Origin of the sequence: Saccharicrinis carchari, from assembly GCF_900182605.1 — a bacterium.
Taxonomy (GTDB): domain Bacteria; phylum Bacteroidota; class Bacteroidia; order Bacteroidales; family Marinilabiliaceae; genus Saccharicrinis; species Saccharicrinis carchari.
Window position 1 is genome coordinate 1 of record NZ_FXTB01000003.1, and the last position, 24,454, is coordinate 24,454.

Consider the following 24,454-nt stretch of genomic DNA (forward strand, 5'->3'; position numbering starts at 1 on the left):
GGGCCATTAAGAGATGAACCAGCCTACACAAATATAAAAGAAGTGACGGAATCATCCCGTTTAATATACAATGATCAAAAACTGTATTTTATTGGTATCCCTACTTATTTATTAAATAAGCAAAATGATCTCGGATCCGACTGGCATCCCTCCTATCGGGGGCAGCTAAAGATGACGGCACATATTATTCCTACTTTATCCAATATCCTTAATTGGGATTATGACGATTCAGAATTTAGAAATCCGGTTTTAGATATAAACATCCGTAAATCAAAATAGCTTTTGACCTCGATTATATATCGATCCGTAATAGTTGCCTACATTATCAATTCGGCACCCGATAGTCAAAGTCAATTGGTTGCTGCCCTGTTTTAAATGAAAAACATAAAGGTACACGCGCATAAAATGTGATGCCCGAATTGGTTGGCGACACTGAGCTATCCGGTCAATATTACAAAAAAGGCAAGACTTATGAATATTATTTTACTTCCCAAACGCATTTTATGCGGGATATAAAAGCCAATGGAACCCGGGATAAAAATATTAATCCGCGTTTTTATCAGATCTACTCCTTTCCATAAATACGTGCAAAAAGCTAAACTCAAAGGAAAAAACTTAGAATCCCAAACATTTAGTTTTACTACTTTAAAGATGGACGGACCTTAAACATATACATGACCGTATAAAAAGAGTATTGTTCCAAAACGGTCGAAATAGCATTGGTCTGTTACCCTTTCCAATCTTTCCACAGCCAAAAATGTACCATCTGAAATATTCATCGGCAATTTATTTTCTACATAAGCGTTTAAATAAATATCTTTGAACTTTTGTTTGAATTTAATTGGCACAGACAGCGATGAACACTTTGTTTAAATATATTTTTATTTTTCTGTTGGCTGCAAGCTCACAACTCTCTGCTCAAACAGTAAGCATTGTATCTGATAACGCTACGGCCTCTGGCAATGCAGCGTATCCACAAAAAGATACCTTATTTTTTTATGCAGATATAGCATCGGCCACTTTAAGCGTTGCTCCGATTAGTGGAAGTAATGTTACCTATACCTGGGACAAATACGAAAACGGTGGCTGGACTGAAGTGATGACAATAAATGTTCCTGATTTTCCGGCTGTTATCAATGAGGGTGCATACCGGGTTACTGTTAATAATAACGGCGTGTTTGTGGGTCAGGATGTTTGTTGGACTTTTGAACCCAGAATACTAACGCTCGAAGTAGATACTATTTTTAGCGACTGTACCCACATACAGCTCACTACCAACACCACTACCAAACCACTCAATTACCTTAATCCGGCTAACGGAAATCCATACACCGTTAACTACGAGCTTGCCTATGAATGGTCCTCGGAGCCGGCAGGTGATGCAAATACTTATACGGAAGCACAACCAACGATGGAGGCTCCCGTAGAACCAATAACATACGCTGCTACAGCAATAGCATTTAATGGGGCACACAGTTTGGAGGCTAATTTCGTTTATGATGATCCGAAAGCCGTTGAAGCCAATTTTACATTTAACGTAACGGATAGGGAAAATAAGAACGAATTGCCTATTAATACTAAGTTTACTGGAATCACAGAATATACGGGCTCTTCCGAGATTTTGGTATTTATCAATGATTCGTCAAAAGGCCTAAATAAAAGTTACACCATTGACTTCAATACTAATACCGAAGGAGGTGAAGAAAAGCCCACTGAAAACGATTTGATTGAGATTACTTTTGATAAGCTTGGAGAATACTATATGGATGTAAGCGTAAAAAACGACCTCAGCGGATGTACAGACCTAACACCTTTAGGCCCCATAAAAATTGAGGAGATTTACCTGGGCATACCCAACGTTTTTACACCAGATGGCGATGGTATCAACGATGAGTTTATGGCTGTATATTCTTCGATAAAAGAGTTTAAGCTAATTGTGTTTAACCGTTGGGGACGGAAGGTTTTTCAAACCACAGATCCGGGTGAGGCCTGGGACGGTAAAATTGGCGGCAAAGACGCTGCCGAAGGGGTTTACTTTTATGTAGTTACAGCCAAAGGCTACAACAAAGGCGAAGAACGAAAATACGAAGGCCCTGTACATTTATTAAGGGGTAATTAGTACCGGTCGGTCTGCATTTTATACGCCTAAACAATGTACTATTTTGCACCATTGACCTAGCTAAATATAAAAAGCCCCGTTATTTCGTGCATAGCGGGGCTTATTTTTTTATCGCAAATTTTTATTTTTTCACTACTTTTTTTGTCTGGATATTTCCTTCTGCATCTGTTATTTTTACAATATAAATTCCTTTGGCCAGATTATTTGTTGGAATCACCAGCTTATCTGTGCTGTTGCCTTTGGTTTGCGACATCAACTGACCAACTGAATTGATTACTTCAACCAAAACTATTCCGGAATCACTAATCCTTAAACTATTTGCGAAAGGGTTAGGATAAACCAAAGTTGAAGCTGCATTATTCGAACCCATTCCGGTAGCATTGTCCTCGGTAACGCTAAAATCGTCCCAATAAGTAATCGCATCCCTGTAGGTGCGCACTTCCAGATATAAAAAAGCGGCACTTGCAGGTGCAGCAACCGTAGTACTGTATTCCGCCCACTGCCCAAAAGTAGGGAAATACCCATTGTTAGGTCCTTGAAGCTGATCTTCCGTAGCTTCGTCCTTAATGGTAGTTTTTTCACTATCTGCCCATTTGGCCCATATTCTGGAATCTGTTCCATCGGCTTCTATGGTGTAGTACCAGATGCTAACAACGTAGGTTTCCCCTCCTGTTACAGGTAAGTATTGACCAAGGTCTTTTATTCCGCCTGTATGCTTGGCGCTATAGGTTCCGGAATGCACAATGGTGGTTTCCTGCGTTACATTTTCAACATGATCCCAATTCAAGGGTGTAGTCTCATCGTCCCAGGTTTCAAAACCTCCGTTTACAACAAGGTTTTGGGCAATAGAGCCGACAGAAAATAGTACGGCAAGCAAAAGTAAAGTTTGTTTCATGATAAAAGGTTTTAGTAAATGAGTAAAAAAATAACCTCGTCGGATGATAGACAAAGTGACGGGTTAAATATTATGTATCCTCAATTTACAAATAAATTTCCATAAAATAAACTCTCATAGGTTTTTTTGTGTAAAATATAAGCACCCCCTTACATATTACAAATTTCGCATATGAAATATTGATTGTTAGGTTATTGTGAATGTGTTTGCTTTGTCCCCTATATACTTTTGACTTAACCAATAATACCAATATTTTAGAACAACCCTCCATGATGTATAAAGGGCACTATGCTTTTTAAGATTCATTATATGATTACTAACTGAATAGATAACCCCTATCTATTATTAAGCTTTAAACGAATTTTGCAGGCAGCAACACTATCGCCACAAAGCGTACAATAGCTCCGCCTGCCATTATTTTTTATGCCGCCATAAAGTCTTTTTTAATCCCATGCTGTTTATATCAATACGTCATTAAATTAGTGGGTATATGAAATTACCCAATACTACCTAAGGTTCTCGGAGAAATACCCAAACACTCAAGTTAAACTCCATTTTCCATACTTCACAAGCCTTGTTGCTAATGTTATTTGTTTTCGCGTCACTGAAAAACATCCATACTTTGGGTGGCTGGCAATAAAAAAAGCCGGCGCTAACCGACTTCTGAATAATAATTGGGATTATATTTTACCGCTCTTCGTATTGCTTTTGATAATAACTTTCGTAGCTGCCGTCGGTAATATTGTTCATCCATGTTTCATTGGCCAGATACCAATCGATGGTTTTTTCTATTCCCTCTTCAAACTGCAACGACGGTTCCCAGCCTAATTCCTTCATTAGCTTGGATGAGTCTATAGCGTAACGCATGTCGTGGCCGGCGCGGTCTTTAACGTAGGTAATCAGGCCGGCGCAGGTGCCCTCGGGCCTATCCAACTTACGATCCAGCACTTCGCACATTTTTTTTATTAAATCGATATTTGTCCATTCATTGATCCCACCAATATTGTAGGTCTCGCCATTTTTACCTTGATGGAATATAAGGTCGATGGCTCGTGCATGATCAATTACATAGAGCCAATCGCGTACATTTTCGCCCTTGCCATATATAGGGATAGGCTTCATTTTTTTTATATTATTAATAGCCAGCGGAATAAGCTTCTCCGGAAACTGATTCGGACCATAATTATTGGAACAGTTGGAAATAACAACAGGCATTCCATAGGTATGATAATAGGCCCTTACAAGGTGGTCGCTACTGGCTTTTGAGGAGGAATAGGGGCTGCGCGGATCATAGGGCGTTGTTTCAGTAAAAAGCCCCGTTGCACCCAACGAGCCATACACCTCATCGGTACTAATATGGTAAAACAGTTTTCCTTCGTAGTTGCCGTGCCACTGTGCTTTGGCCGCATTTAATAGATTTACCGTGCCCAGAATATTGGTACGTATAAACGAAAGCGGATCTGATATAGAACGATCTACATGACTCTCTGCCGCCAGATGAATGATGGCATCAAATTGATATTCATCAAAAAGTTTATTTATCATATCCTCTTCTACGATATCGCCCTTAATAAAAGTATAGTTGGGTGCGTTCTCTATATCTTTTAGGTTTTCCAGATTACCGGCATAGGTAAGTGCATCCAGATTGTAAATATGGTATTTGGGATATTGCTGAACAAACAGTCGAACCACGTGCGAACCAATAAAACCGGCACCTCCCGTTATAAGAATTTTTTTCATATTAGTATGTTTTTTAAAAAAGTAGGCGTATTTGCTCTTATCTACTGCAATATATCATTAATGCCGATAAAAAAAAAAGGCTACCCATAATGGTGCAGCCTTAAATAAAAAATGCTAATGAGTACTTTTCGACGCTTGATAATTATTTTATTCCACGGATATTCTTCTCCCATTTCCAGGCCGAGGCAAGTGTTTCTTCCAGGGTTTTTTCGGCTTTCCAACCCAACTCTTTATTTCCATACGAGGTATCGGCCCAAATTTTTTCGATGTCGCCTTCCCGACGGCCTACAATCTTATACTTAACATCCACACCGGTCACTTCTATAAACGTTTTTACCAACTGCATCACGGAGTATCCTTCGCCGGTGCCAACGTTAAAATATTCGTAGTTGGCTTTATTTTTATTTTGCAACATACGGTTGATTGCTACCACATGGGCTTTTGATAGATCCACAACATTGATATAATCGCGTATAGCCGTTCCATCCGGCGTGTCGTAGTCGTCGCCAAAAATACTAAGCTCATCGCGCAGGCCAGCCGCCGTTTGGGTGATAAAAGGTAACAGGTTATTGGGCACACCTACAGGCAGCTCACCGATTAACGCCGATTCATGTGCGCCAACCGGGTTAAAGTAGCGCAAAGCAATACTATTGATATCTTTGTTTACCCTGGCAAAATCACGCAATATATCTTCGGCAATGGCCTTGGTGTTTCCGTAGGGCGATTCTGCCTCTTTACGCGGTGTTGATTCCGTAACGGGCAATTTATCCGGCTGGCCGTAAACCGTGCACGAAGAAGAAAAAACCATATGGGCAACTCCATATTTTTTCATTCCTGCCAACAGATTCATTAATGAGTTCAAGTTATTACGATAATATTCAAGCGGTTTTTGAACAGACTCGCCCACCGCTTTATATGCTGCAAAATGAATGATGGCTTCAATGTTACTATATTGCTTAAAGAAGTTGTCGGTTAAAGCACTATCCGACAGGTCAAATTTTTCGAATGCCGGTTTTATCCCCGTAATTTTCTCGATATTATCCAACACTTCTATCTGCGAATTGGATAAATCATCAACGATAACCACATCGAAACCCGAATTTTGTAATTCAACAACTGTATGCGAACCTATGTAACCTGTGCCGCCGGTAACTAATATTTGCTTGCTCATATCCGAAATTAAAAAAGTATAACTTATTATTATTGTGTGCGTAAAATTAACAAATAAACGGCTAATTCAAATATTTATTTTCACAAGCAATTTGTTAATATGCTGTTGTTAAAAGAATTAAACAGGTGGGTACTAGTAGGTATTAACAACTTATCAACATGCTGTTAATATTTGTATGGCCTGTTGTTATGCAAGCCACCTTTTTTTTGCTAATTTTGTTTTATGCTTGACTTAGGAAAAAACATAAACGACTTACTTTACAGCTACGACTGTGTAATAGTTCCGGGCTTAGGAGGCTTTGTTGCAAATCACAAAAATGCTACAGTAAACGAAAAAACCGGTGTTTTCAGCCCACCACGCAGAGAAATTGGTTTTAACAAAAGCCTGGCTCATAACGATGGTTTGCTAATAAGCCATATGGCCAGCTCACAGCGGATAAGTTTTGAGGATTGCAATAAGCGCCTGGCCAAGCACGTAAGTATTTTAAAATATCAGCTTAGTAAAGGCGAGTGTATTGACATAGGCAATGCCGGAGAACTTAAAAATGACGCCTTGGGCAATACCATTTTTATTCCCAAGCACGAGGAGTCTTTTTGCAGAGATTCTTTCGGTTTGTCCACCTATCAATTTAAAACTTTAGATCAGGTAAAGGCGCAAAACGAAAGCTCGCGCCGATGGGTTTGGCGAACCTTACAAACCAAAAACGCACGTCAGATAGCCGCAAGTGTTACCTTGATATTAGGAATGCTGATGGTAACACCCGAATTTGGTAACCAAACACAACAAAGTACTTTTACCGATTTATTTCCAAAAACAGAATACACCATAGCGCATCCAAAAGTAGATGCTACCGTCATCAAAGAAGCTGTAGAGGACTTAAATAAAACAGTGCAAAGCCACAACTCCGAAACAGAAGAAGTACTGCCTATAAGCGCGGAGTTAAAAAACAATTATTTTATTATTGGCGCCAGTTTTAAAGAAGAACATCAAGCGCAAAAGTTCCTGAATAAATTAGCCCGCAGAGGCATTGAGGGAGCCGAAATAATAGCGGCGAACAATCGCTATCGTGTTTCGTTAGAAGGATTCAGCGACAAAGAAATGGCAATTAAAGCCCTGGAGAATCATCGTAAAACGAATGGTTTTAATTCAGCATGGCTGCTAAAACATTGATACAAATAGCTAGTTAATTGTTTTATTATAATCGCAATACTAAAAAAAAATGCTGACCTTAAAAGGTCAGCATTTTTTATTTTATCAATTTCTGTTCAATCATATACTCTGCTATTTGAACTGCATTTAAGGCAGCACCTTTTTTTATCTGATCGCTTACGCACCAAAATGCTATCCCGTTGGGGTTGGAGATATCTTTACGAATACGTCCCACAAAAACATCATTTTCGCCTGCCAGTTCAAATGGCATGGGGTATTCATTGGCTTGGGGATTATCCATTACGGTTATTCCCTTAAACCTTTCACATTCGGCACGGAACTCTTCGGGCGAAACAGGCTTTTCCGTCTCCGCCCATATAGACTCCGAATGGGCCCTCATCACAGGCACACGCACTGTAGTCGCACTTACCTGGATATCGGAATTCATTATTTTACGGGTCTCATGGTACATTTTCATTTCTTCTTTGGTATATCCATTTTCCGTAAAAACATCGATATGCGGAATAACATTAAACAACAGCTGATGTGCAAACTTTTCTACTGTAAGCTCTTTGTTAGCCGCAAAATCTTTTGCCTGCTGTTCTAATTCGGCCATGGCCGAAGCACCAGCTCCGCTTGCGGATTGATAGGACGAAACATGCACCCTTTTTATATGGGATAGATTTTCAAGCGCTTTTAAAACCACCACCATCTGAATAGTTGTACAATTGGCATTGGCTATAATGTTTCGGGGTGCATTTTTACACTCCTCGGCATTTACCTCGGGCACTACCAAGGGTACATCGTCGTCCAATCGAAAGGCACTCGAGTTGTCAATCATGATGGCACCGTACTTAGTAATGGTTGGGGCAAACTCCTTTGAAATGCCACCCCCGGCAGAAACCAACGCTATATCAATATCTTTAAAATCGTCGTTATGTTTTAACTCCTTAACCTTAATTTCTTTTCCCTTAAAGGTATATACCTTACCTGCACTACGCTCCGAACCAAATAATACCAATTCGCTTAGCGGGAAATCACGTTCATCCAGAACTTTCAGAAACTCCTGTCCTACTGCCCCACTGGCACCTACGACTGCTACTTTCATCGAACTTAATAATTTAATAATTAATAAATAATTCACCTCATGTCAAACAATTTAGTTAAATTGTTTACTGATGGTAATTATGACATTTGTCATGCAAAAATATTCAAAATACTCCAATCCTCATGCTATGCACCGATATTTTTTATTTTTCTTTTTAATTAGCGCCAACCTCTCCGCTCAGTTTACCGAAAACTGGGACGACAGTAGTTTTTCTACTCCCCTTGTTTGGCAGGGCGATTTGGACAAATATACCATTAATACGGTGGAACACCAACTGCTGCTAACAGCTCCTTCAGCAACTTCGGAGGCATATATTAGTACTCCCAGCACCGCCCTGATAGATGCAGCATGGGAGTTTACCGTGCATATGGATTTTAACCCTTCGGGCTCAAACTATGCCCAACTATTTTTAGCCTGTAACCAAGCCACCTACAACGATAAAATGGAAGGCTATTACGTTATGGTGGGCGATACCGAAGACGAGGTATCGCTATGGAAACGGGAAGCCGGCAATAACCTGAAAATAATAGATGGCAGAGATAAAATTTTAGATAGCCCATCGGTTACCGTCACCATAAAAGTGCAGCGCAACTCAGTTGGTAATTGGCAGTTACACACAAGGCGCGAGGGCGAGGATTTTACCCTGGAGGGTGAGGTGTTGGACAATAGCATAAGCACGTCCAATTACTTTGGTATTTATTGCCGATACACTTCTACACGCAGCGATAAATTTTCATTCGGTCCGGTTTCTGTTTTGGGTGCAGCTTTTGTTGATACCGTTAAACCACTGGTAACATCACATCAATTGCTTGCCGCCAATCAAATCAGCCTGCTTTTTAACGAGCACCTCGATTCATCTTCCATCTCAAACGGCAAATTTGCGATTGAACCCGATGGGATACATCCCGATAAGGTGGTAAGTAACAACCGTAGGGTGAATGTTTTTTTTAATGCTTACTTGCAAGATACAGATGCGGGACTGCTAAGCGTTAAAGACATCAGAGACAAATCGGGTAACATAATGAATGACACCTCTTTAACCTATCGTTTTAAAAGAATAAAATTACTCCACTCCAAGGTGTTGGATCCCAACAACCTGCAACTCTATTTTAATAAAAATATAGATGCTTCGCTTACAAATATTGCGATAGCAGAAAGCGAATTGAATTTTTCGACTCCTCTATTTGTTAAAGATTCTACTCTACTAATCAGGAGCAACAAGCCCATGTTGCCCCATCAGATTTATACCGTAAAGCTAACCGGCATACTGGCATCTTTTGGCGATATAATTAAGGATACCACCCTAAATATCACCTATCGCCCTGCCCATCGCTTCGATATTATATTTACCGAATTGATGCCCGACGAAACACCTAACGTGGGGCTGTTCCATTCGGAATATATCGAAATATATAACCGGAGAGACTATCCTATTAATTTAGATGGCATGAAGCTAATAATTAACGATAAGGAATCCGTATTGCCCAACTATCTACTTTCTCCCGGTGCGTATGCAATAATTATCAATCAAAAACACCTGGACAATTGGCCAGCGGATCTCCCCGTAATCCCCATCAAAAGCCTGCCTGTATTGACCAACAGCGCAGGTACATTGATCCTCCATCATGCCAACAATCTGGTAAGCGATGTGATACAATATCCCATCGTTATGGACGATGGCGGCTTTAAGGCGAGCGGAGGATGGTCTATTGAGCGCAAGGATCTTAATAACCATCAGCCCGACTATAACTGGGGCTATGCCATGCATTTGGATGGGGGCACCCCCGGAACGGAAAATTCAATTCATGCCCAAAATCCGGATACGATACCTCCCCGGATTAGTTACCTATCCTATATTGATGCGCATACTTTTAAAATTGTTTTTAACGAGGCATTAAAAAACACCGATACTTTTGCACCTTCCATTATTCAGGTTGAACAGGCCACCGTTTCCGAGATAATTGTTGACCCTATTTTTATAAATAGCATAGAATTTTCGTTGGAGGAAGATATACCGGCAGGACAAATTTTTGAAGCCGGTTTTTCCAAAGCAATTAGCGATTTTGCAGGCAATACACTAAATAATAGTGTTAAAGATCAAAAGCTTTGGCTGCGTCTTGGCGTACCCGAAACAATAGACAGTTTTGACATCTGTATAAATGAGGTTTTATTTAACCCACAGCCCGACGATGTTGACTTTGTAGAACTTTATAACCGGTCGGACAAAACACTCAATAGGAGCGACATCTATTTGGCAACACTTAGCCATTCTACTTCGGATATACTTATACCCGATAAACTGAAGCGAATAAACAATAAAAACAGTTTATTCTTCCCCAACGATTACTTGGTAGTTAGTTCAGATATAAAAAAAACCGAAGCCAAGCATGTACAAACCAACTCAACCATGCTTAACCAGGCCAGCCTCCCTGCGATGGGCAACGACGAAGGCAGCATAGCCATAGCCCAAAACAATGGACTTATTATTGATTATTTTATTTATAGCAGCGATATGCACTTTGAATTACTGCGCAACAAGGAGGGGGTTTCGTTGGAGCGTGTAAGCCCTAACGCCCCCTCCAATAATTACCATAATTGGCACTCGGCTTCGCAGCATAGCGCCTATGCCACACCAACGCAGCAGAATTCGCAATATTCCGATTACGCACCAAAAGATAATGGAGATTGGGTATCGTTAGAAAAGGAGGCGTTTAGTCCGAACGCAGATGGAACAGATGACTTTTTAAGAATAAATTATAGCTTGGGCGAACCGGGCTGGACCGGTACGATAAGTATATACAATCGCTACGGCCGTGTTATTAAAACTGTTGTTAGCAACCAATTATTGGGTGTACAGGGTTTTTTTATCTGGGACGGCACAAACCACAACCATCAAAAAGCCGATATGGGCATATATATCGTTTATGCCGATTTTTTTTCGACCTCGGGTAAAAGAAAACAACGCAAAATCGCCACCGTTTTAACGGCAGGAAGAAAGAAATAAGCTAAAACAACGAAAGCCCCCAGGTTGAAATTTAAGCAACTGAAGGCTTTCGTTAATGCTGTTATAAGATGAGCTTATTACACCAAAAATATCTTATTTTCCTTACATTCCTTACGCATGCTCTCGGGCCAAATACTCGCTTGTATTTCGCCAATATGGGCCTTGCGCAAAAAGAACATGCAAAGGCGCGACTGACCAATACCACCGCCGATGGACAAGGGAAGTTCGCCATTCAATAAACGCTTATGAAAAAGAAGTTCTTTCCGCTCAGTACAATTTTCTATTTGCAACTGCCTGGCTAGTACTTCCGGACTCACGCGGATACCCATTGACGACAATTCAAAAGAGTTTTCGAGGATTGGGTTCCACACTAAAATGTCGCCATTAAGGCCATGGTACTTATCGCCTGTTGGGGTACTCCAATCGTCGTAATCCGGAGCTCGGCCATCATGTTTTTCGCCATTACTTAAAGGATGACCAATACCAATAATAAAAACAGCTCCATACTTTTTGGCTATGGCGTCTTCACGCTCCTTGGGGCTCAAGTCCGGATACGCATCAAGTAAGTCCTGAGCCTGCACAAACTTTATTTTTTCCGGTAGAACAGGTTTAATCTGCGGATAACGTTCATATACCACAAACTCAGTTCGTTTTAACACCTCAAATATTTTTTTAACGATATATTTAAGAAAATCCAGGTTATAATCATCGCTTCCCATACTCCGTTCCCAGTCCCATTGATCTACGTAAAGCGAATGTATATTATCCAGCTCCTCATCGGGGCGGATGGCATTCATATCGGTATAAAGGCCATATCCTTCTTCAATATCATAATCGGCCAGTGCCATGCGTTTCCACTTGGCCAGGGAGTGAACCACCTCGGCCGTTTGATCATTAAACTCCTTTATGGGAAAAGCAACAGGACGTTCGGTTCCATTCAGGTCGTCGTTAATACCGGTTCCCTTCATCACAAACAACGGAGCCGTTACACGTCGCAACCTCAGCTCGGCCGACAGCGCTGTTTGAAAATGATCCTTAATCGTTTTTATCGCATGTTCCGTTTGTTTCAGATCCAAAGGAGACTCATAGTTCTTTGGAATAAATAATTTAGCCATTATGATATGATTATATTTTGATTTGCTTCACAAAGATATACAATACTATCAATTAGAAACAACATTAGGGTGAAATATTTACAATTTATAACGATTCCTTGTGGTATAAGTAGGATTTTACTTTTAATTAACCATTACTAATAACAATATGATGAAAATTAAACAATTATTTATTCGCTTAAGCGTTTTACCAAATCAATAAAATCTTGATTCAATCGTGCGACTCCCTTTGTGGTAATTACCATTCGCGGAACATCATCGTTTATCAGCTCCCCATTTTTGTTGAGGAACATATAGTGTGGATACGCATACACATTGAATTTACCCTTCGCCTCCTGTTTTTGTTCCCTGGAAAAAAAATAGTGATCGCCTGTCATATCTAACTTATTGATATAGTAATCAAATTCCTTTTTTGGCGAAAGCGTGCATAAATAAACGGTTTGCACCTTATACTTTTCAAAAATCTTATCCATGCCCAATGCCTTTTTGTGCTTAATATCGTATAGGCAAGCACCACACCAAGCGCCCCATAAGTCGATAAACACAACACTACCTAAATGGTCTTTTCTAATTTTATCGATTAACGCCGTAAATGAAATAAATTCTTCGTGGTGAATTCTGATATCGGTTTTCTTAAGGCCTGACATTTTTAAAAAATCATTACTTTCATTAAGCAGCGTGGCACGTATAGTTTCATTGTAATTTAATGCAACCGGATATTTTTTCATCACTTTAAAAAAATGCCAAGAATCTAAGCTTTTCATTTTTTATAGATATCTTATTTCTTTCGAAATGTGCCAGATACAAAGTCCCAAAATAGGTTTGCGCATCAGTTTTGGCATTGGCAATGTAGTCCTCTATCTTTTGGGTTGAGTTTATTTCAGGGAACGAACCCCCATCTTTTTTACCTAATTCGTACACATAGTTGTCCAATGCAAAATTAGACTTTGAATGGGTTTTTACCCATGCGCTTAAATTATCGTTTGCGCCGGAGCAGTCTATCGCCAGATTTATGGTATCGCCAGGAAACACGGGTAACACAATGGATTGCCCATGCCAACCGATATTGGCAAGCGTTGGATAATCGACTTGCGCTGAATATGAAAATTCACCCTTACTGCTAAATAGGTCGATTTTATATCCATAACTGAATGGCGAAACCGGCGCTAAGATGTGGCAATATACACGATAGTAATCGATATTCCGGAATTCTTCGTAGTTTTTAAAATTGATTTTGATGAATGCGTTATCCTGCGCGCAGAGGGTATTTGCCATCAGGAGGAGGAGGAGGCTAATGGAAGTGGCGACTTTCATAATCACTGTTTAAGTGTAGAGTACGTACTAAAATACTAAAAATTAACGGTATATATAATCTGTTTTTTGTATGCGCCATTACAGTAGTGCGTACTGCAGTAATAACACCGTCCAATAGGTCTTTGATAGCCAACAAAAATAGCGTACGTTAAAGGGAAGTCATTTTTATGTTATGCATACCATCTTCACAAAAATAATAAGATATAGACATCACCCCTCAATCAATCCTTTAACCAGGCTCACGTTTCTCCTGCTCTTGCCGTTATCCAACTTAGTTTTGTGCAATGCGGATTGGCCAATCCCACCCCCTAATAATCTCTGAAATACTGTATTCACTTTATTGATTAGCCAAAAAATAAATACCCGATAATAATGGAAGCAATAATGCCTACAAAGTCAGCAATCAGGCCGCATCCTATGGCATGCCGGGTGTGTTTGATACCTACCGAGCCAAAATACACGGCAATCACATAAAAGGTAGTGTCGGTGGCACCTTGCACGGTAGAGGCTAACTTAGAGGCAAAAGAATCTACCCCAAAGGTTTCAAAGCTTTCTATCATCATGCCGCGAGCTCCACTACCGCTTAGGGGTTTCATAAAAGCGGTAGGCAAGGCATCTACAAAGCGGGTGTCCATACCCAGTTGTGCCACCGTCCATTTAATGCCATCGGTAATATAATCCAGTGCGCCCACTTCGCGGAACACGCCCACCGCTACTAAAATGGCAATTAAAAATGGAATTATGCGGATAGCTATCTGAAAACCCTCCTTGGCTCCTTCTACAAAGGCATCGTAAACATTAACCTTTTTAAAAGTGGCCATACCAATAAACAGAATCATAATAGAAAAGAGTATGACGTTGCTGCCCACATTCGATACCACTTTAACCTGCTCTTTGTCCATGAGCGACACTCCGTAAATAGCGCCCAACACCAATAAAGTCATGCCCCCAAGGTAGGCGATGATGACGGGGTGTGCCAGCCTGATTTTTTGCACATACGATACGGCCAACAAACCGGCGAGGGTAGAAAAAAACGTAGCCAGCAGAATAGGGAGGAAAATATCGGCAGGATTGGCGGCACCATATTGTGCACGATACACCATGATGCTAATGGGGATTAGGGTAAGGCCCGAAGTATTGAGCACCAGAAACATGATTTGGGCATTGGAGGCATCATCCTTCTTTTTATTTTCGGCCTGCAACTGATCCATGGCTTTTAGCCCCATGGGTGTAGCTGCATTATCGAGTCCCAGCATATTGGCCGAAAGGTTCATTATCATGGTTCCAAATGCAGGGTGGCCCTTGGGTAGCGAGGGAAACAGACGATTGAAGAAAGGTGCAATTAGCTTGGAGATGATGCGTATCATACCTCCTTTTTCCCCTATTTTCATCAGCCCTAACCACAAAGACAACACACCGGTAAGTCCCAGGGATATCTCAAAGCCGGCTTTGGCAAAGTCGTAGGTGGCGTTCACCAGGTTGGGGAATACCTCCATATCCTGAAAAACGATTAATTTGACTAGTGCCACAACAAAGGCGACAAAGAAAAATCCTATCCAAATATAATTTAGTACCATTTTTAAATTGTTAGATGATTAGGTTGTTTGGAACGAAGTGATAGCCCGTTGCCTTATTATTATCAAACTTAACAGGAAGATTGTTAAACTAACAATAATTTCATATTGCACTTCACATTTTTTCAATCTCAAATCGCATATCGCATTTCTTAAAACGACCTTTTTACCGTATCATCACCTTGGTATTTTTCGTGCGGAGCACCAAATTCTTTACAACTAACCTTATCGATGGGCACCTCCCATATTTTCACATTGCGAATAGCCGGGTCGGAATACTTGAATTTTTTATCTGAATACTGCTCCATAATAATATTCAACGCCTCCTTCTTTCGGTTAAAATCCTCCTGAAAATTCACCTTTCCCCAGGCCACCACACTTTTCGATTTCATGCGGTAGCTGCAGGCTACTTCGGGATGCTGAAAAGCCAATTCGTGGTCGGTACTGAAGGTGACACAGATATTGCTGTTTTTATTCAGAATGTCAACCACACGACCTTCGGGGGCAGAGTGTAGATAAATGACCTTATTACGATAGCCAAAATTCATGGGTAACACATAGGGCATATCGCCATCTACCACACCAATAAAGCACACATCACATTTTTTAATAATGGCTTCAATTCTTTCGCTGTTTAAATGTTCTACTGTTTTCATAATGATAGATAATAGACTTAGAGATAAAAGATATTAAGAAAAACCTATTGTTTGGTTTTACTGGTAAGGTTTGGTCGATACAGCTTAAACTATAGCTCTGTTTCCCAGCTCCTTACTCAATAAAGATTGTAGTTGTTGCAACTTCACCAGGGTTTGCATTATTTCCAATAGCTTTTCTTCATCCTTATTCTGCTCTATCTTTTTAATTTCCTTTTGATATTGCTCAATAAGTGTTTTTACTTTTTTTAGTTTCAGCTCGTTCATCAATTTAGGCACCAACACATCCAACTTTAGACTTTCGTCCAGATCGCCTGCGCCAAAACGCTGGTGTATTTTGCTTAAAGTATATTCGCGGCTCAATAAATCGGAAGCCAGCTGACTGACCTCTTTATCTGTATGACTCACAAAAAATTTTAGCGAACTGTATCCGGGCTTATCCTTATTTTGATCAAACAAAGTAATAATTTTACTGTACAGGGGATTCTTAAACTCAAGCTCGTCCTCTTTTAACTGAGCCATAACATACTCACCAACTGTTACATGTTCATCCTCAACCTCCTCTCCTTCCTCTTCCTTTTGCAGCATATTTCTATCGCCAAATTTTATAATTAAACGAATCATTTCCTTTTCTATCTCCTCAAAAGGATTTTGCGAAGCAAACGCAGGGCTGGACATATTTACCGGCTGAACAGTACGGGAATCCTGTACACGCATTGCTGCATCTTTGTAGCTTGCCTCCCTTCCTTTACGCGTCAGTTTACCTATTTCGTTGTAAAGCACCTGCTCTTTCACATTCATAAGGGCGCTACACTCTTTAATGTACTCGCCGCGCACAATGACATCCGGAATAACCGAAATGGTTTTTACGATGTCTTGCAACAAACCCGCTCTTTTAACAGGATCTTTTTCGGCATCTTTTAAAAGCAGTCCGGTTTTAAACTTAATAAAATCGCCTTCGTTCTCGCTGATATATTTTTGCAGTTCTTGTGCGTTTCTCCTCTTGGCAAACGAATCGGGATCTTCTCCTTCGGGTAGCAACAGCACCTTAACGTTCATCCCTTGCTCCAGTACCAAATCTATCCCACGTAACGAAGCTTTTATACCGGCAGGGTCACCATCGTAAATAATGGTTATGTTGGGTGTGAAGCGGGCTATCAACCTTATCTGATCCACGGTAAGTGCCGTTCCGGAGGAGGCTACCACATTAATTATCCCCGCCTGATGAAAGGAAATTACATCGGTATATCCTTCCACCAAATAGCAATTGTCCTTTTTGGTTATTTCCGTTTTAGCCTGATAAATACCATACAGTATTTTGCTTTTATGGTAAATTTCCGACTCGGGCGAGTTAAGGTATTTGGCTGCTTTGGCATCTGATTTTAAAATACGTCCTCCAAAAGCTGTCGGTTTACCCGATATGCTATGAATAGGGAAAATAACCCTGCCCCGGAATCTATCGGCTTTATAATCGTCGCGCACGATAGTAAGGCCGGTCTTTTCCAGAAACTCCAACTTAAAGCTATTCTTTATAGCCTCATCAGTCAAGGCCGAACGTGCCTCGGGAGAATACCCTAAATCAAATTTTTGGATGATATCGTCCCTAAAACCGCGCGCTCTTAAATAGGACAAACCCACGGAACGCCCCTCATCCGATTTAAGAAGCATTTGCGAAAAATACTTTTGGGCGAAACCCGATACGGCCATCATACTTTCCCTGTCGTTTTTTACCTGCTGCTGTTCGGGACTCAGTTCAACCTCCTCGATATGAATATGAAACTTATTGCCCAGATAGCGTATAGCTTCTACAAAGGATATTTGCTCTACATCCATTAAAAAATTAACGGCATTGCCACCTTTACCACACCCAAAGCACTTGTAAATCCCTTTGTGGGGCGAAACGGTGAACGAAGGTGTTTTTTCGTTATGGAAGGGGCAGTTACCAATATAGTTGACACCACGCCTTCGCAACGAAACAAATTCCGACACCACATCTACAATTTGTGCCTGCGATGTTTCTACTACCCTGTCAACTGTGCCGTGATCAATCATTTATACTCTTTCTCTAATTTTTTTTGTACAATTAATAAAATCTCTGTTTCAAATATTTCTTTCATCGCCAAATATACATTTTTATAGCCGTTTTTTTATCGGTGAACCCCATGCTTTAAAGCGTATTCTTTTATACAAAAAAATACATTTCATTACATTAATCACCGCTCTAACAATCATTTTTTATTATATTGAGCCGTGCAAAATTCAACATCAATTACACATTGTCGTATAAGCTATATTATTAAAGGCGGATACCGGGTATAAGCTTAAACTTTTCACAATTATTAACGTATCAATACATCGTATCATATAATTACATCCATTAAATCAAAAACAAATTAAATCTATTGTTATTATGGTAACACAATTATTTTGGATCATACCGGTTGCATCGATTGTAGCATTGGTATTTGCATGGTACTTTTTTAAAAGTATGATGAAAAGTTCGGAAGGAACGGACAAAATGAAAGAAATTGCACAATACGTAAGAGATGGTGCCATGGCTTATTTATCGCGCCAGTATAAAGTGGTGGGTATTGTATTTGCCGTATTGTTTGTCATTTTGGCCATTTTAGCCTACATGGGCGTGCAAAACCCATTTGTTCCCATCGCCTTTTTAACGGGTGGTTTTTTCTCTGGTCTCTGCGGATTTCTGGGGATGAAAACAGCTACCTTTGCCTCGGCTCGTACGGCTCAGGGTGCTTCTAAATCGTTAAACAAAGGACTAAAAGTAGCCTTCAGAAGTGGTGCCGTAATGGGTCTGGTTGTAGTGGGCTTCGGATTGTTAGACATCTCCTTGTGGTACCTGCTGCTAACCAAAGTTGTGTATACCGCCGAGCATATGGCATCAGGATTTTCAGCACTGGGGCTTACCTTTGTACATGCAGGTATGGATGAGAGCGAAAAGTTGATTGAAATCACCGCCACCATGCTCACCTTTGGTATGGGTGCTTCTACGCAGGCTCTGTTTGCACGTGTAGGGGGTGGTATCTACACCAAAGCGGCCGATGTGGGTGCCGATTTGGTTGGAAAGGTTGAGGCAGGCATCCCCGAGGATGATCCTCGCAACCCTGCAACCATTGCCGATAATGTAGGTGATAATGTGGGCGATGTAGCCGGAATGGGTGCCGACCTGTATGAGTCGTATTGTGGTTCGATTCTGGCCACAGCTGCATTGGGTGCTGCGCTATCCGTTAGTTCCGGAGAAGATATGTCGGCCAAGGTAATTGCGCCCATGTTGGTAGCAGCCATAGGAATACTGCTTTCCATACTGGGCATATTTATGGTACGTACAAAAGAAGATGCGAACGCCAAAGGCTTATTAAATTCGTTACTGATTGGAACCGGAGGAAGTTCTGTATTTATACTTATAGCCATTGCCATAATGGCTGCATTAAACTGGATTACATGGGGTATTTTTGGTGCCGTTGTAGCTGGTCTTATCGCCGGAGTTATTATAGGACAGGGAACGGAGTATTACACTTCTGACGGTTACAAACCCACGCAAGGCATTGCTAAACAAGCACAGCAGGGCCCTGCCACCACTATTATCGATGGTATAGCTGTAGGAATGTATTCAACCTGGATACCCGTGGTAACTATTGTAGGAGGTATTATTGCTGCGTTTGGTTTTGCCGGTGGCTTCAATAGCTTTGGCGAAGGGGTGTACGGTATTGGCTTTGCTGCTGTAGGCATGCTCTCTACCTTGGGTATAACCCTGGCTACCGATGCTTTTGGGCCTATTGCCGATAACGCAGGTGGAAACGCCGAAATGTCTAATTTACCCAAAGAAGTGCGCGAACGTACTGATGCCTTAGATATGCTGGGTAACACCACCGCTGCAACAGGTAAGGGTTTCGCTATTGGTTCGGCCGCTTTAACAGCCATGGCTTTGATGGCTGCCTATATCGAAGAAATAAAAATATGGTTGAAACGAGGCCTTGCCGAAGGGGAAACCGTACTACAAAACTCCATGCAGTTTGTGCTGGATTCCTCCACTCAGGTAGGCGAAGGTGTTAAAGCAGTTGTAATTTCAGAAGCCACTTTAAAAGATTTTACCGTATTTTACGACTTATCAATATTTAACCCTTTGCTGTTGGGCGGATTATTTATAGGTGCCATGATGGCATTCGTGTTCTGCGCCATGACCATGAAAGCTGTAGGACGGGCCGCAGGCTCAATGGTTGATGAAGTGCGCCGACAGTTCAGGGATATTCCCGGTATACTGGAAGGTACCGGCAAACCGGATTTCGCACGCTGTGTAGCCATATCTACAAAAGGGGCACAGCAAGAAATGATGTTGCCTTCCTTACTTGCCATTGCCGTGCCCATTATTGTGGGGCTGGTATTTGGTGTAGCCGGTGTTATCGGTTTATTGATGGGCGGATTAACCACAGGGTTTACCCTGGCCGTATTTCTTAACAACTCGGGTGGTGCCTGGGACAATGCTAAAAAATATATCGAAAAAGGGAACTATGGCGGTAAAGGTAGCGAAGCGCACCATGCTGGTGTAGTGGGCGATACAGTGGGCGACCCATTTAAGGACACCTCGGGTCCATCGTTGAATATTCTTATTAAACTAATGACCATGGTAAGCGTGGTGATGAGCGGACTCACCGTTGCATATGCTCTTTTTTAATGGCCGATGTTATTATATTAAAGCGAGTTAAGCTTTATATTATTATCCCTGATTATTTCTTAAACGAAAAGAGATAATCAGGGATTTTTTATTGGTATTTATTTGAAAAGGGACTATCGTAATTATGCAAACTACAATTCTTAAGCTTATATTTACACTTAACTATTATAGAATTCATCAACCTTTACTACTAACGCCCCATACACTACCCTTATGCACTTACCTGCTTTCTCCGATATCGAAGATGCTTATGTAAGAATAGCACCTTACATTCATACGACTCCTGTTTTAACCAACTCGGCCATTAACAAGATAACAGGAGCCGAAATATTTTTTAAATGTGAGAATTTTCAAAAGGTAGGTGCTTTTAAATTCCGGGGGGCGTGCAATGCAGTTTTTAGCTTAAGCGATGCCAATGCATCCAAGGGGGTGGGAACGCACTCTTCGGGTAACCATGCGGCGGCTCTGGCACTTGCCGCAAAGCTGCGGGGCATACACGCCTACATTGTGATGCCCGGCAATTCACCCCAAATTAAAAAGAATGCCGTAGGCAGCTATGGGGGCATTATCACCTTTTGCGAGCCTACTTTAGCTGCGCGTGAAACAACCTTAAAGAAAGTACTGTTTGAATCGGGTGCTATCATGGTTCATCCCTACAACCAAAAAGAAGTTATAGCAGGGCAGGGCACTTGTGCGCTGGAATTGATGCAGCAACAAAATAACTTAGACTGCATTGTAACGCCGGTGGGGGGAGGTGGCTTGCTGAGCGGCTCCTCCATAACTGCCCGCTACCTGAACCCAAACATCGAAATAATAGGCGCAGAACCGCAAGGAGCCGACGATGCCTACCAGTCTTTCAAAAGTAAAAAACTAATACCCTCTCAAAACCCCAATACCATAGCCGATGGTCTTTTGACCTCGCTGGGCAGCCTGACTTTTGAAATAATAAGTAAAAACGTGGATACCATAATAACAACTCCCGACAGTTCTACCATAAACGCCATGCGATTGATATGGGAACGCATGAAGATAATTGTAGAACCTTCGAGTGCTGTAGCGCTGGCAATAATTTTAGATAACAAAGCCAATTTCAAAAATAAAAAAGTAGGTGTGATATTATCCGGCGGTAACGTGGATTTAAATAGTTTACCTTTTGGTTAATTAAACGATGGATCTTCGGGAAAACCCGACCATGATTTATAAACATCGCCCAGGCTTTCCAAACTTTCCTTCCAAATGTTGTCCATGTTATTGCTCATTATCATTTGGTCGTCTATTTGGGTAACAACCCATGAATTCTCTTCAATCTCCCGTTCTAGTTGTTTTGGCGACCAGCCTGAGTAGCCGGCAAAAAACTTAACCTGCTCATACGTGGCCTTCCGGTTGTTAAGCATTCTTTTAAGTTGCTCAAAATCGCCACCCCACCATACATTATCCGTAATTTGTAACGATCCGGGCACCTTATCACCTAAAGTATGAATAAAATATAAGGTGTCGGCAGCAACCGGCCCGCCGATATGCAATTCGCCCTTGAATGACAATAGTTCTTCAATTAGCTCATCGGGGTATAAATTATTTGTTTTATTAAGAACAAAGCCCACCGCACCCTGCTCGCTGTATTCCGTGAGTAAAATAATAGATCTGCCAAAATAAGGACCTCTTAAAAAAGGGTCGGCAATTAGTATTCTACCTTTTGCCGGAGCCATTTTTGGCAAGCTGGCTTTAAATATATTGAAGTCTAACTTTTTCATATTTTTGATTTACATAGGCTTAAATTAGTAATTTATTGCATTTATTAAAAATTAATTCTGATTTTTACAGTATTAACGCAAAGGGCATCATGTTCTACGGCAGCACAAATTGATTTATTTTGCCACCCTTACCACCACAGAGCTCAACTTTATGTATAAGATTATAACCTTATTCCTAATATTTTTTACGTCTGGCCTGGCTAATATCGGGGCTCAACCTTATTCTGTTGAAGTAAATATGCCAGAGGTTTTAGTTTCAACCGTTGAAACGGAAGTAAGCCTGGACTTTGTTTCATTACCAGATTCTTTGCGCCAGCAAGTGTCGGTATTAGCCGGTGGTAAGTTGCAGCACCTGAGCTGGAAAGAGCATACCGCCACCTTTGTAACACGATTTGAACAACAGCAGGAATTGAAGGTTGCAGTGCGCGATAAAGTGTTATATAAAAAGGAGCTTAATCCTATTCCTTTGTGGTTCTCGGTGTTGCCACCGCTCATTGCTATACTAATGGCTTTGCTTACCAAAGAAGTTTTTTCTGCCTTGTTTATGGGTTTGTTTGTTGGCACCACCATCCTATGGAAATATAAGGGCTTTTCGTTTTTCATAAGCCTATTTAAAGGTCTTTTTAGCGTAGTTGATACCTACGCACTTTCGGCATTGTTGGACAAGGATCATCTTTCCATCATTATTTTTTCTATGCTAATAGGCGGTATGGTAGCTTTAATTACGCTTAATGGAGGCATGAAAGGTGTGGTTACTATTTTATCGAAATATGCGCAGAGCCCCCGATCCGGCCAGTTTATTACATGGCTGATGGGGCTTATGATATTTTTTGATGACTATGCCAATACCCTTGTGGTAGGAAATACGATGCGTCCGGTAACCGATAAGTTAAAGGTGTCGCGCGAAAAACTCGCCTATATCGTTGATTCAACTTCGGCACCCATTGCGGCTGTTGCGTTTATCACTACCTGGATTGGTGCCGAGTTGAGCTATATTAGCGATGGCATAATCCTATTAGGCTTGGATAAATCGGCTTATCAGGTATTTCTGAACTCCTTGCAATATTCCTTTTATCCCATCTTTACTTTAGGTTTTGTACTGATGTTAATTGTTAAGAAGAAGGATTTTGGGCCAATGCTAAAAGCAGAAAGACAAGCGCGAACAGAGGAAACTGATGAAGAGGATAGACCCAGGGTGCATTTACCGCAAATAGTTAAGGAAATTGAGGTAGGCGGTGATGTGAAAGGCAGGTGGTACAATGCTTTTATTCCGGTTATGGTTGTAATTTGGGGCACTATGGCCGGTTTAGCCTACACAGGTTTTGATGCAGATATTTGGCATGATACTACTTTAAAAACAAGTACAAAATTATCTATAATCGTAGGTAATGCGGATTCGTTTAAGGCTTTACTTTGGTCGTCGCTGGGCGGCGTATTGGTGGCCTTAGTACTTACAACCGCACAAAAAATACTCCGTTTAAAAGAGGCCATAGAAGGTTTAGTAAATGGTTTTAAAACGATGTTTAGTGCCGTACTGATATTGGTGTTGGCCTGGGGCATAGCCCGTATAACGCAGGATATGCATACCGCTGCCTTTATAACTGAGCTGATGCGTCATATTAGGCTGAGCCCGCAATGGATACCTGCCCTGACCTTTGTTTTTTCGGCTATGATTGCCTTCAGCACCGGATCATCGTGGGGCACTATGGCTATTATCTACCCTTTGATACTTCCGGCATCATGGCATATTTCGATGGAGGCAGGAATGGATACGGCGCGTGCACTACCCATTTTTTACAACGTGGTTTCTTCCGTGTTGGCGGGTTCGGTGTTGGGCGACCACATCTCTCCCATATCCGACACCACCATCTTAAGCTCCCTTGCCAGCCGATGCAATCATATGGCTCATGTGCGCACCCAGTTGCCTTATGCATTAACGGTGGGTGGTGTGGCACTTTTTGCAGGTACAATACCAGCCGCATTTGGTGTGTCATCCTGGCTATTGATGATTGCCGGGTTTGTACTGCTTTATCTGCTGATAAAAAATAAGGGTAAAAAGGTGGATGCTTAGGGTTTGTAGCGGAATTCCTCTGGAGTGACTTTAATCACAAGGAAATAAATTTAATGCATGTAAAGAAGCACTTTTGCTTTATTCAATGAATCTATTT

General features: G+C 41.2%; 18 protein-coding genes and 1 pseudogene. 8 read left to right on the top strand and 11 right to left on the bottom strand.

Annotated elements, in window-relative coordinates:
• From FN809_RS06675 to FN809_RS17870, 3 genes and pseudogenes are all read left to right on the top strand, one after another.
• Positions 1 to 279, top strand: a pseudogene (locus FN809_RS06675) (hypothetical protein); the annotation flags it as partial.
• Positions 280 to 410: 131 nt separating this feature from the next.
• The gene (locus FN809_RS17720) at positions 411 to 581 is read left to right on the top strand and encodes a hypothetical protein (protein ID WP_185957482.1); all 171 of its coding nucleotides are present in this window, start codon (positions 411 to 413) and stop codon (positions 579 to 581) included.
• Between the two features lie 275 nt (positions 582 to 856).
• Positions 857 to 2,119, top strand: coding sequence for a gliding motility-associated C-terminal domain-containing protein (locus FN809_RS17870; RefSeq protein WP_221929380.1), 1,263 nt, complete (start codon positions 857 to 859; stop codon positions 2,117 to 2,119).
• Positions 2,120 to 2,240: 121 nt separating this feature from the next.
• On the opposite strand, the gene FN809_RS06685 is transcribed toward FN809_RS17870, so the two are convergent.
• The 3 genes from FN809_RS06685 to galE form a co-directional block, all read right to left on the bottom strand.
• Entirely contained in the window at positions 2,241 to 3,014 is a 774-nt protein-coding gene (locus tag FN809_RS06685) for a T9SS type A sorting domain-containing protein (protein WP_142532734.1), read from the bottom strand.
• A gap of 687 nt (positions 3,015 to 3,701) precedes the next feature.
• On the bottom strand, positions 3,702 to 4,754 hold the full coding sequence (rfbB, locus tag FN809_RS06690) for a dTDP-glucose 4,6-dehydratase (protein WP_142532735.1): 1,053 nt from the start codon (positions 4,752 to 4,754) through the stop codon (positions 3,702 to 3,704).
• A 142-nt stretch (positions 4,755 to 4,896) separates the two neighbouring features.
• A complete protein-coding gene (galE, locus tag FN809_RS06695; RefSeq protein WP_142532736.1) occupies positions 4,897 to 5,925 on the bottom strand; it encodes a UDP-glucose 4-epimerase GalE in 1,029 nt (342 codons plus the stop codon).
• Positions 5,926 to 6,147: 222 nt separating this feature from the next.
• On the opposite strand from galE, the gene FN809_RS06700 reads away from it, so the two are divergent.
• Entirely contained in the window at positions 6,148 to 7,095 is a 948-nt protein-coding gene (locus FN809_RS06700; protein WP_142532737.1) for an HU domain-containing protein, read from the top strand.
• Positions 7,096 to 7,171: 76 nt separating this feature from the next.
• Here the strand turns inward: FN809_RS06700 and FN809_RS06705 are convergent, their stop codons facing one another.
• Positions 7,172 to 8,182 carry an aspartate-semialdehyde dehydrogenase gene (locus FN809_RS06705; RefSeq protein WP_142532738.1) on the bottom strand — a complete coding sequence of 337 codons (1,011 nt, stop codon included), beginning with the start codon at positions 8,180 to 8,182 and terminating at the stop codon, positions 7,172 to 7,174.
• A 91-nt stretch (positions 8,183 to 8,273) separates the two neighbouring features.
• On the opposite strand from FN809_RS06705, the gene FN809_RS06710 reads away from it, so the two are divergent.
• On the top strand, positions 8,274 to 11,186 hold the full coding sequence (locus tag FN809_RS06710) for a T9SS type B sorting domain-containing protein (RefSeq protein ID WP_185957483.1): 2,913 nt from the start codon (positions 8,274 to 8,276) through the stop codon (positions 11,184 to 11,186).
• A 77-nt stretch (positions 11,187 to 11,263) separates the two neighbouring features.
• Here FN809_RS06710 and asnA read toward each other — a convergent pair whose 3' ends face one another.
• The 6 genes from asnA to dnaG form a co-directional block, all read right to left on the bottom strand.
• On the bottom strand, positions 11,264 to 12,301 hold the full coding sequence (gene asnA / locus FN809_RS06715) for an aspartate--ammonia ligase (RefSeq protein ID WP_142532740.1): 1,038 nt from the start codon (positions 12,299 to 12,301) through the stop codon (positions 11,264 to 11,266).
• A 170-nt stretch (positions 12,302 to 12,471) separates the two neighbouring features.
• Positions 12,472 to 13,065 (bottom strand): TlpA family protein disulfide reductase, encoded by a 594-nt coding sequence (locus FN809_RS06720; RefSeq protein ID WP_142532741.1) that lies wholly within the window; start codon positions 13,063 to 13,065, stop codon positions 12,472 to 12,474.
• On the bottom strand, positions 13,034 to 13,615 hold the full coding sequence (locus FN809_RS06725) for a hypothetical protein (RefSeq protein WP_142532742.1): 582 nt from the start codon (positions 13,613 to 13,615) through the stop codon (positions 13,034 to 13,036). The genes FN809_RS06720 and FN809_RS06725 overlap by 32 nt, the downstream gene beginning before the upstream one ends.
• 344 nt (positions 13,616 to 13,959) lie before the next feature.
• Positions 13,960 to 15,192, bottom strand: coding sequence for a nucleoside recognition domain-containing protein (locus tag FN809_RS06730; protein ID WP_142532743.1), 1,233 nt, complete (start codon positions 15,190 to 15,192; stop codon positions 13,960 to 13,962).
• Positions 15,193 to 15,341: 149 nt separating this feature from the next.
• Positions 15,342 to 15,845, bottom strand: coding sequence for a pyridoxamine 5'-phosphate oxidase family protein (locus FN809_RS06735; RefSeq protein WP_142532744.1), 504 nt, complete (start codon positions 15,843 to 15,845; stop codon positions 15,342 to 15,344).
• 84 nt (positions 15,846 to 15,929) lie between these two features.
• Positions 15,930 to 17,894 carry a DNA primase gene (dnaG, locus tag FN809_RS06740; protein WP_142532745.1) on the bottom strand — a complete coding sequence of 655 codons (1,965 nt, stop codon included), beginning with the start codon at positions 17,892 to 17,894 and terminating at the stop codon, positions 15,930 to 15,932.
• 358 nt (positions 17,895 to 18,252) lie between these two features.
• Between dnaG and FN809_RS06745 the strand changes: the two genes are divergently transcribed.
• Positions 18,253 to 20,535, top strand: a complete 2,283-nt coding sequence (locus FN809_RS06745) for a sodium-translocating pyrophosphatase (RefSeq protein WP_142532746.1) — start codon at positions 18,253 to 18,255, stop codon at positions 20,533 to 20,535.
• A gap of 213 nt (positions 20,536 to 20,748) precedes the next feature.
• Positions 20,749 to 21,696, top strand: a complete 948-nt coding sequence (locus FN809_RS06750; protein ID WP_142532747.1) for a pyridoxal-phosphate dependent enzyme — start codon at positions 20,749 to 20,751, stop codon at positions 21,694 to 21,696.
• Here the strand turns inward: FN809_RS06750 and FN809_RS06755 are convergent.
• Positions 21,693 to 22,286 carry a YqgE/AlgH family protein gene (locus FN809_RS06755; RefSeq protein WP_142532748.1) on the bottom strand — a complete coding sequence of 198 codons (594 nt, stop codon included), beginning with the start codon at positions 22,284 to 22,286 and terminating at the stop codon, positions 21,693 to 21,695. The two genes, FN809_RS06750 and FN809_RS06755, sit on opposite strands and share 4 nt — an antisense overlap.
• 238 nt (positions 22,287 to 22,524) lie before the next feature.
• Here FN809_RS06755 and FN809_RS06760 point away from each other — a divergent pair, with 238 nt between their 5' ends.
• A complete protein-coding gene (locus FN809_RS06760) occupies positions 22,525 to 24,357 on the top strand; it encodes a Na+/H+ antiporter NhaC family protein (protein WP_185957484.1) in 1,833 nt (610 codons plus the stop codon).
• Positions 24,358 to 24,454: the final 97 nt, after the last annotated feature.

Bases quoted from the DNA above. Each gene is read 5' to 3' on its own strand.
- FN809_RS06745 (WP_142532746.1), top strand. From the start codon at position 18,253: ATGGTAACACAATTATTTTGGATCATACCGGTTGCATCGATTGTAGCA.
- FN809_RS06750 (WP_142532747.1), top strand. From the start codon at position 20,749: ATGCACTTACCTGCTTTCTCCGATATCGAAGATGCTTATGTAAGAATA.
- asnA (WP_142532740.1), bottom strand. From the start codon at position 12,301: ATGGCTAAATTATTTATTCCAAAGAACTATGAGTCTCCTTTGGATCTG.
- FN809_RS06685 (WP_142532734.1), bottom strand. From the start codon at position 3,014: ATGAAACAAACTTTACTTTTGCTTGCCGTACTATTTTCTGTCGGCTCT.
- FN809_RS17720 (WP_185957482.1), top strand. From the start codon at position 411: ATGCCCGAATTGGTTGGCGACACTGAGCTATCCGGTCAATATTACAAA.
- rfbB (WP_142532735.1), bottom strand. From the start codon at position 4,754: ATGAAAAAAATTCTTATAACGGGAGGTGCCGGTTTTATTGGTTCGCAC.
- FN809_RS17870 (WP_221929380.1), top strand. From the start codon at position 857: ATGAACACTTTGTTTAAATATATTTTTATTTTTCTGTTGGCTGCAAGC.
- FN809_RS06710 (WP_185957483.1), top strand. From the start codon at position 8,274: ATGCAAAAATATTCAAAATACTCCAATCCTCATGCTATGCACCGATAT.
- FN809_RS06760 (WP_185957484.1), top strand. From the start codon at position 22,525: ATGCCAGAGGTTTTAGTTTCAACCGTTGAAACGGAAGTAAGCCTGGAC.
- FN809_RS06720 (WP_142532741.1), bottom strand. From the start codon at position 13,065: ATGAAAAGCTTAGATTCTTGGCATTTTTTTAAAGTGATGAAAAAATAT.
- FN809_RS06755 (WP_142532748.1), bottom strand. From the start codon at position 22,286: ATGAAAAAGTTAGACTTCAATATATTTAAAGCCAGCTTGCCAAAAATG.
- FN809_RS06700 (WP_142532737.1), top strand. From the start codon at position 6,148: ATGCTTGACTTAGGAAAAAACATAAACGACTTACTTTACAGCTACGAC.
- galE (WP_142532736.1), bottom strand. From the start codon at position 5,925: ATGAGCAAGCAAATATTAGTTACCGGCGGCACAGGTTACATAGGTTCG.
- FN809_RS06730 (WP_142532743.1), bottom strand. From the start codon at position 15,192: ATGGTACTAAATTATATTTGGATAGGATTTTTCTTTGTCGCCTTTGTT.
- FN809_RS06705 (WP_142532738.1), bottom strand. From the start codon at position 8,182: ATGAAAGTAGCAGTCGTAGGTGCCAGTGGGGCAGTAGGACAGGAGTTT.
- dnaG (WP_142532745.1), bottom strand. From the start codon at position 17,894: ATGATTGATCACGGCACAGTTGACAGGGTAGTAGAAACATCGCAGGCA.
- FN809_RS06725 (WP_142532742.1), bottom strand. From the start codon at position 13,615: ATGAAAGTCGCCACTTCCATTAGCCTCCTCCTCCTCCTGATGGCAAAT.
- FN809_RS06735 (WP_142532744.1), bottom strand. From the start codon at position 15,845: ATGAAAACAGTAGAACATTTAAACAGCGAAAGAATTGAAGCCATTATT.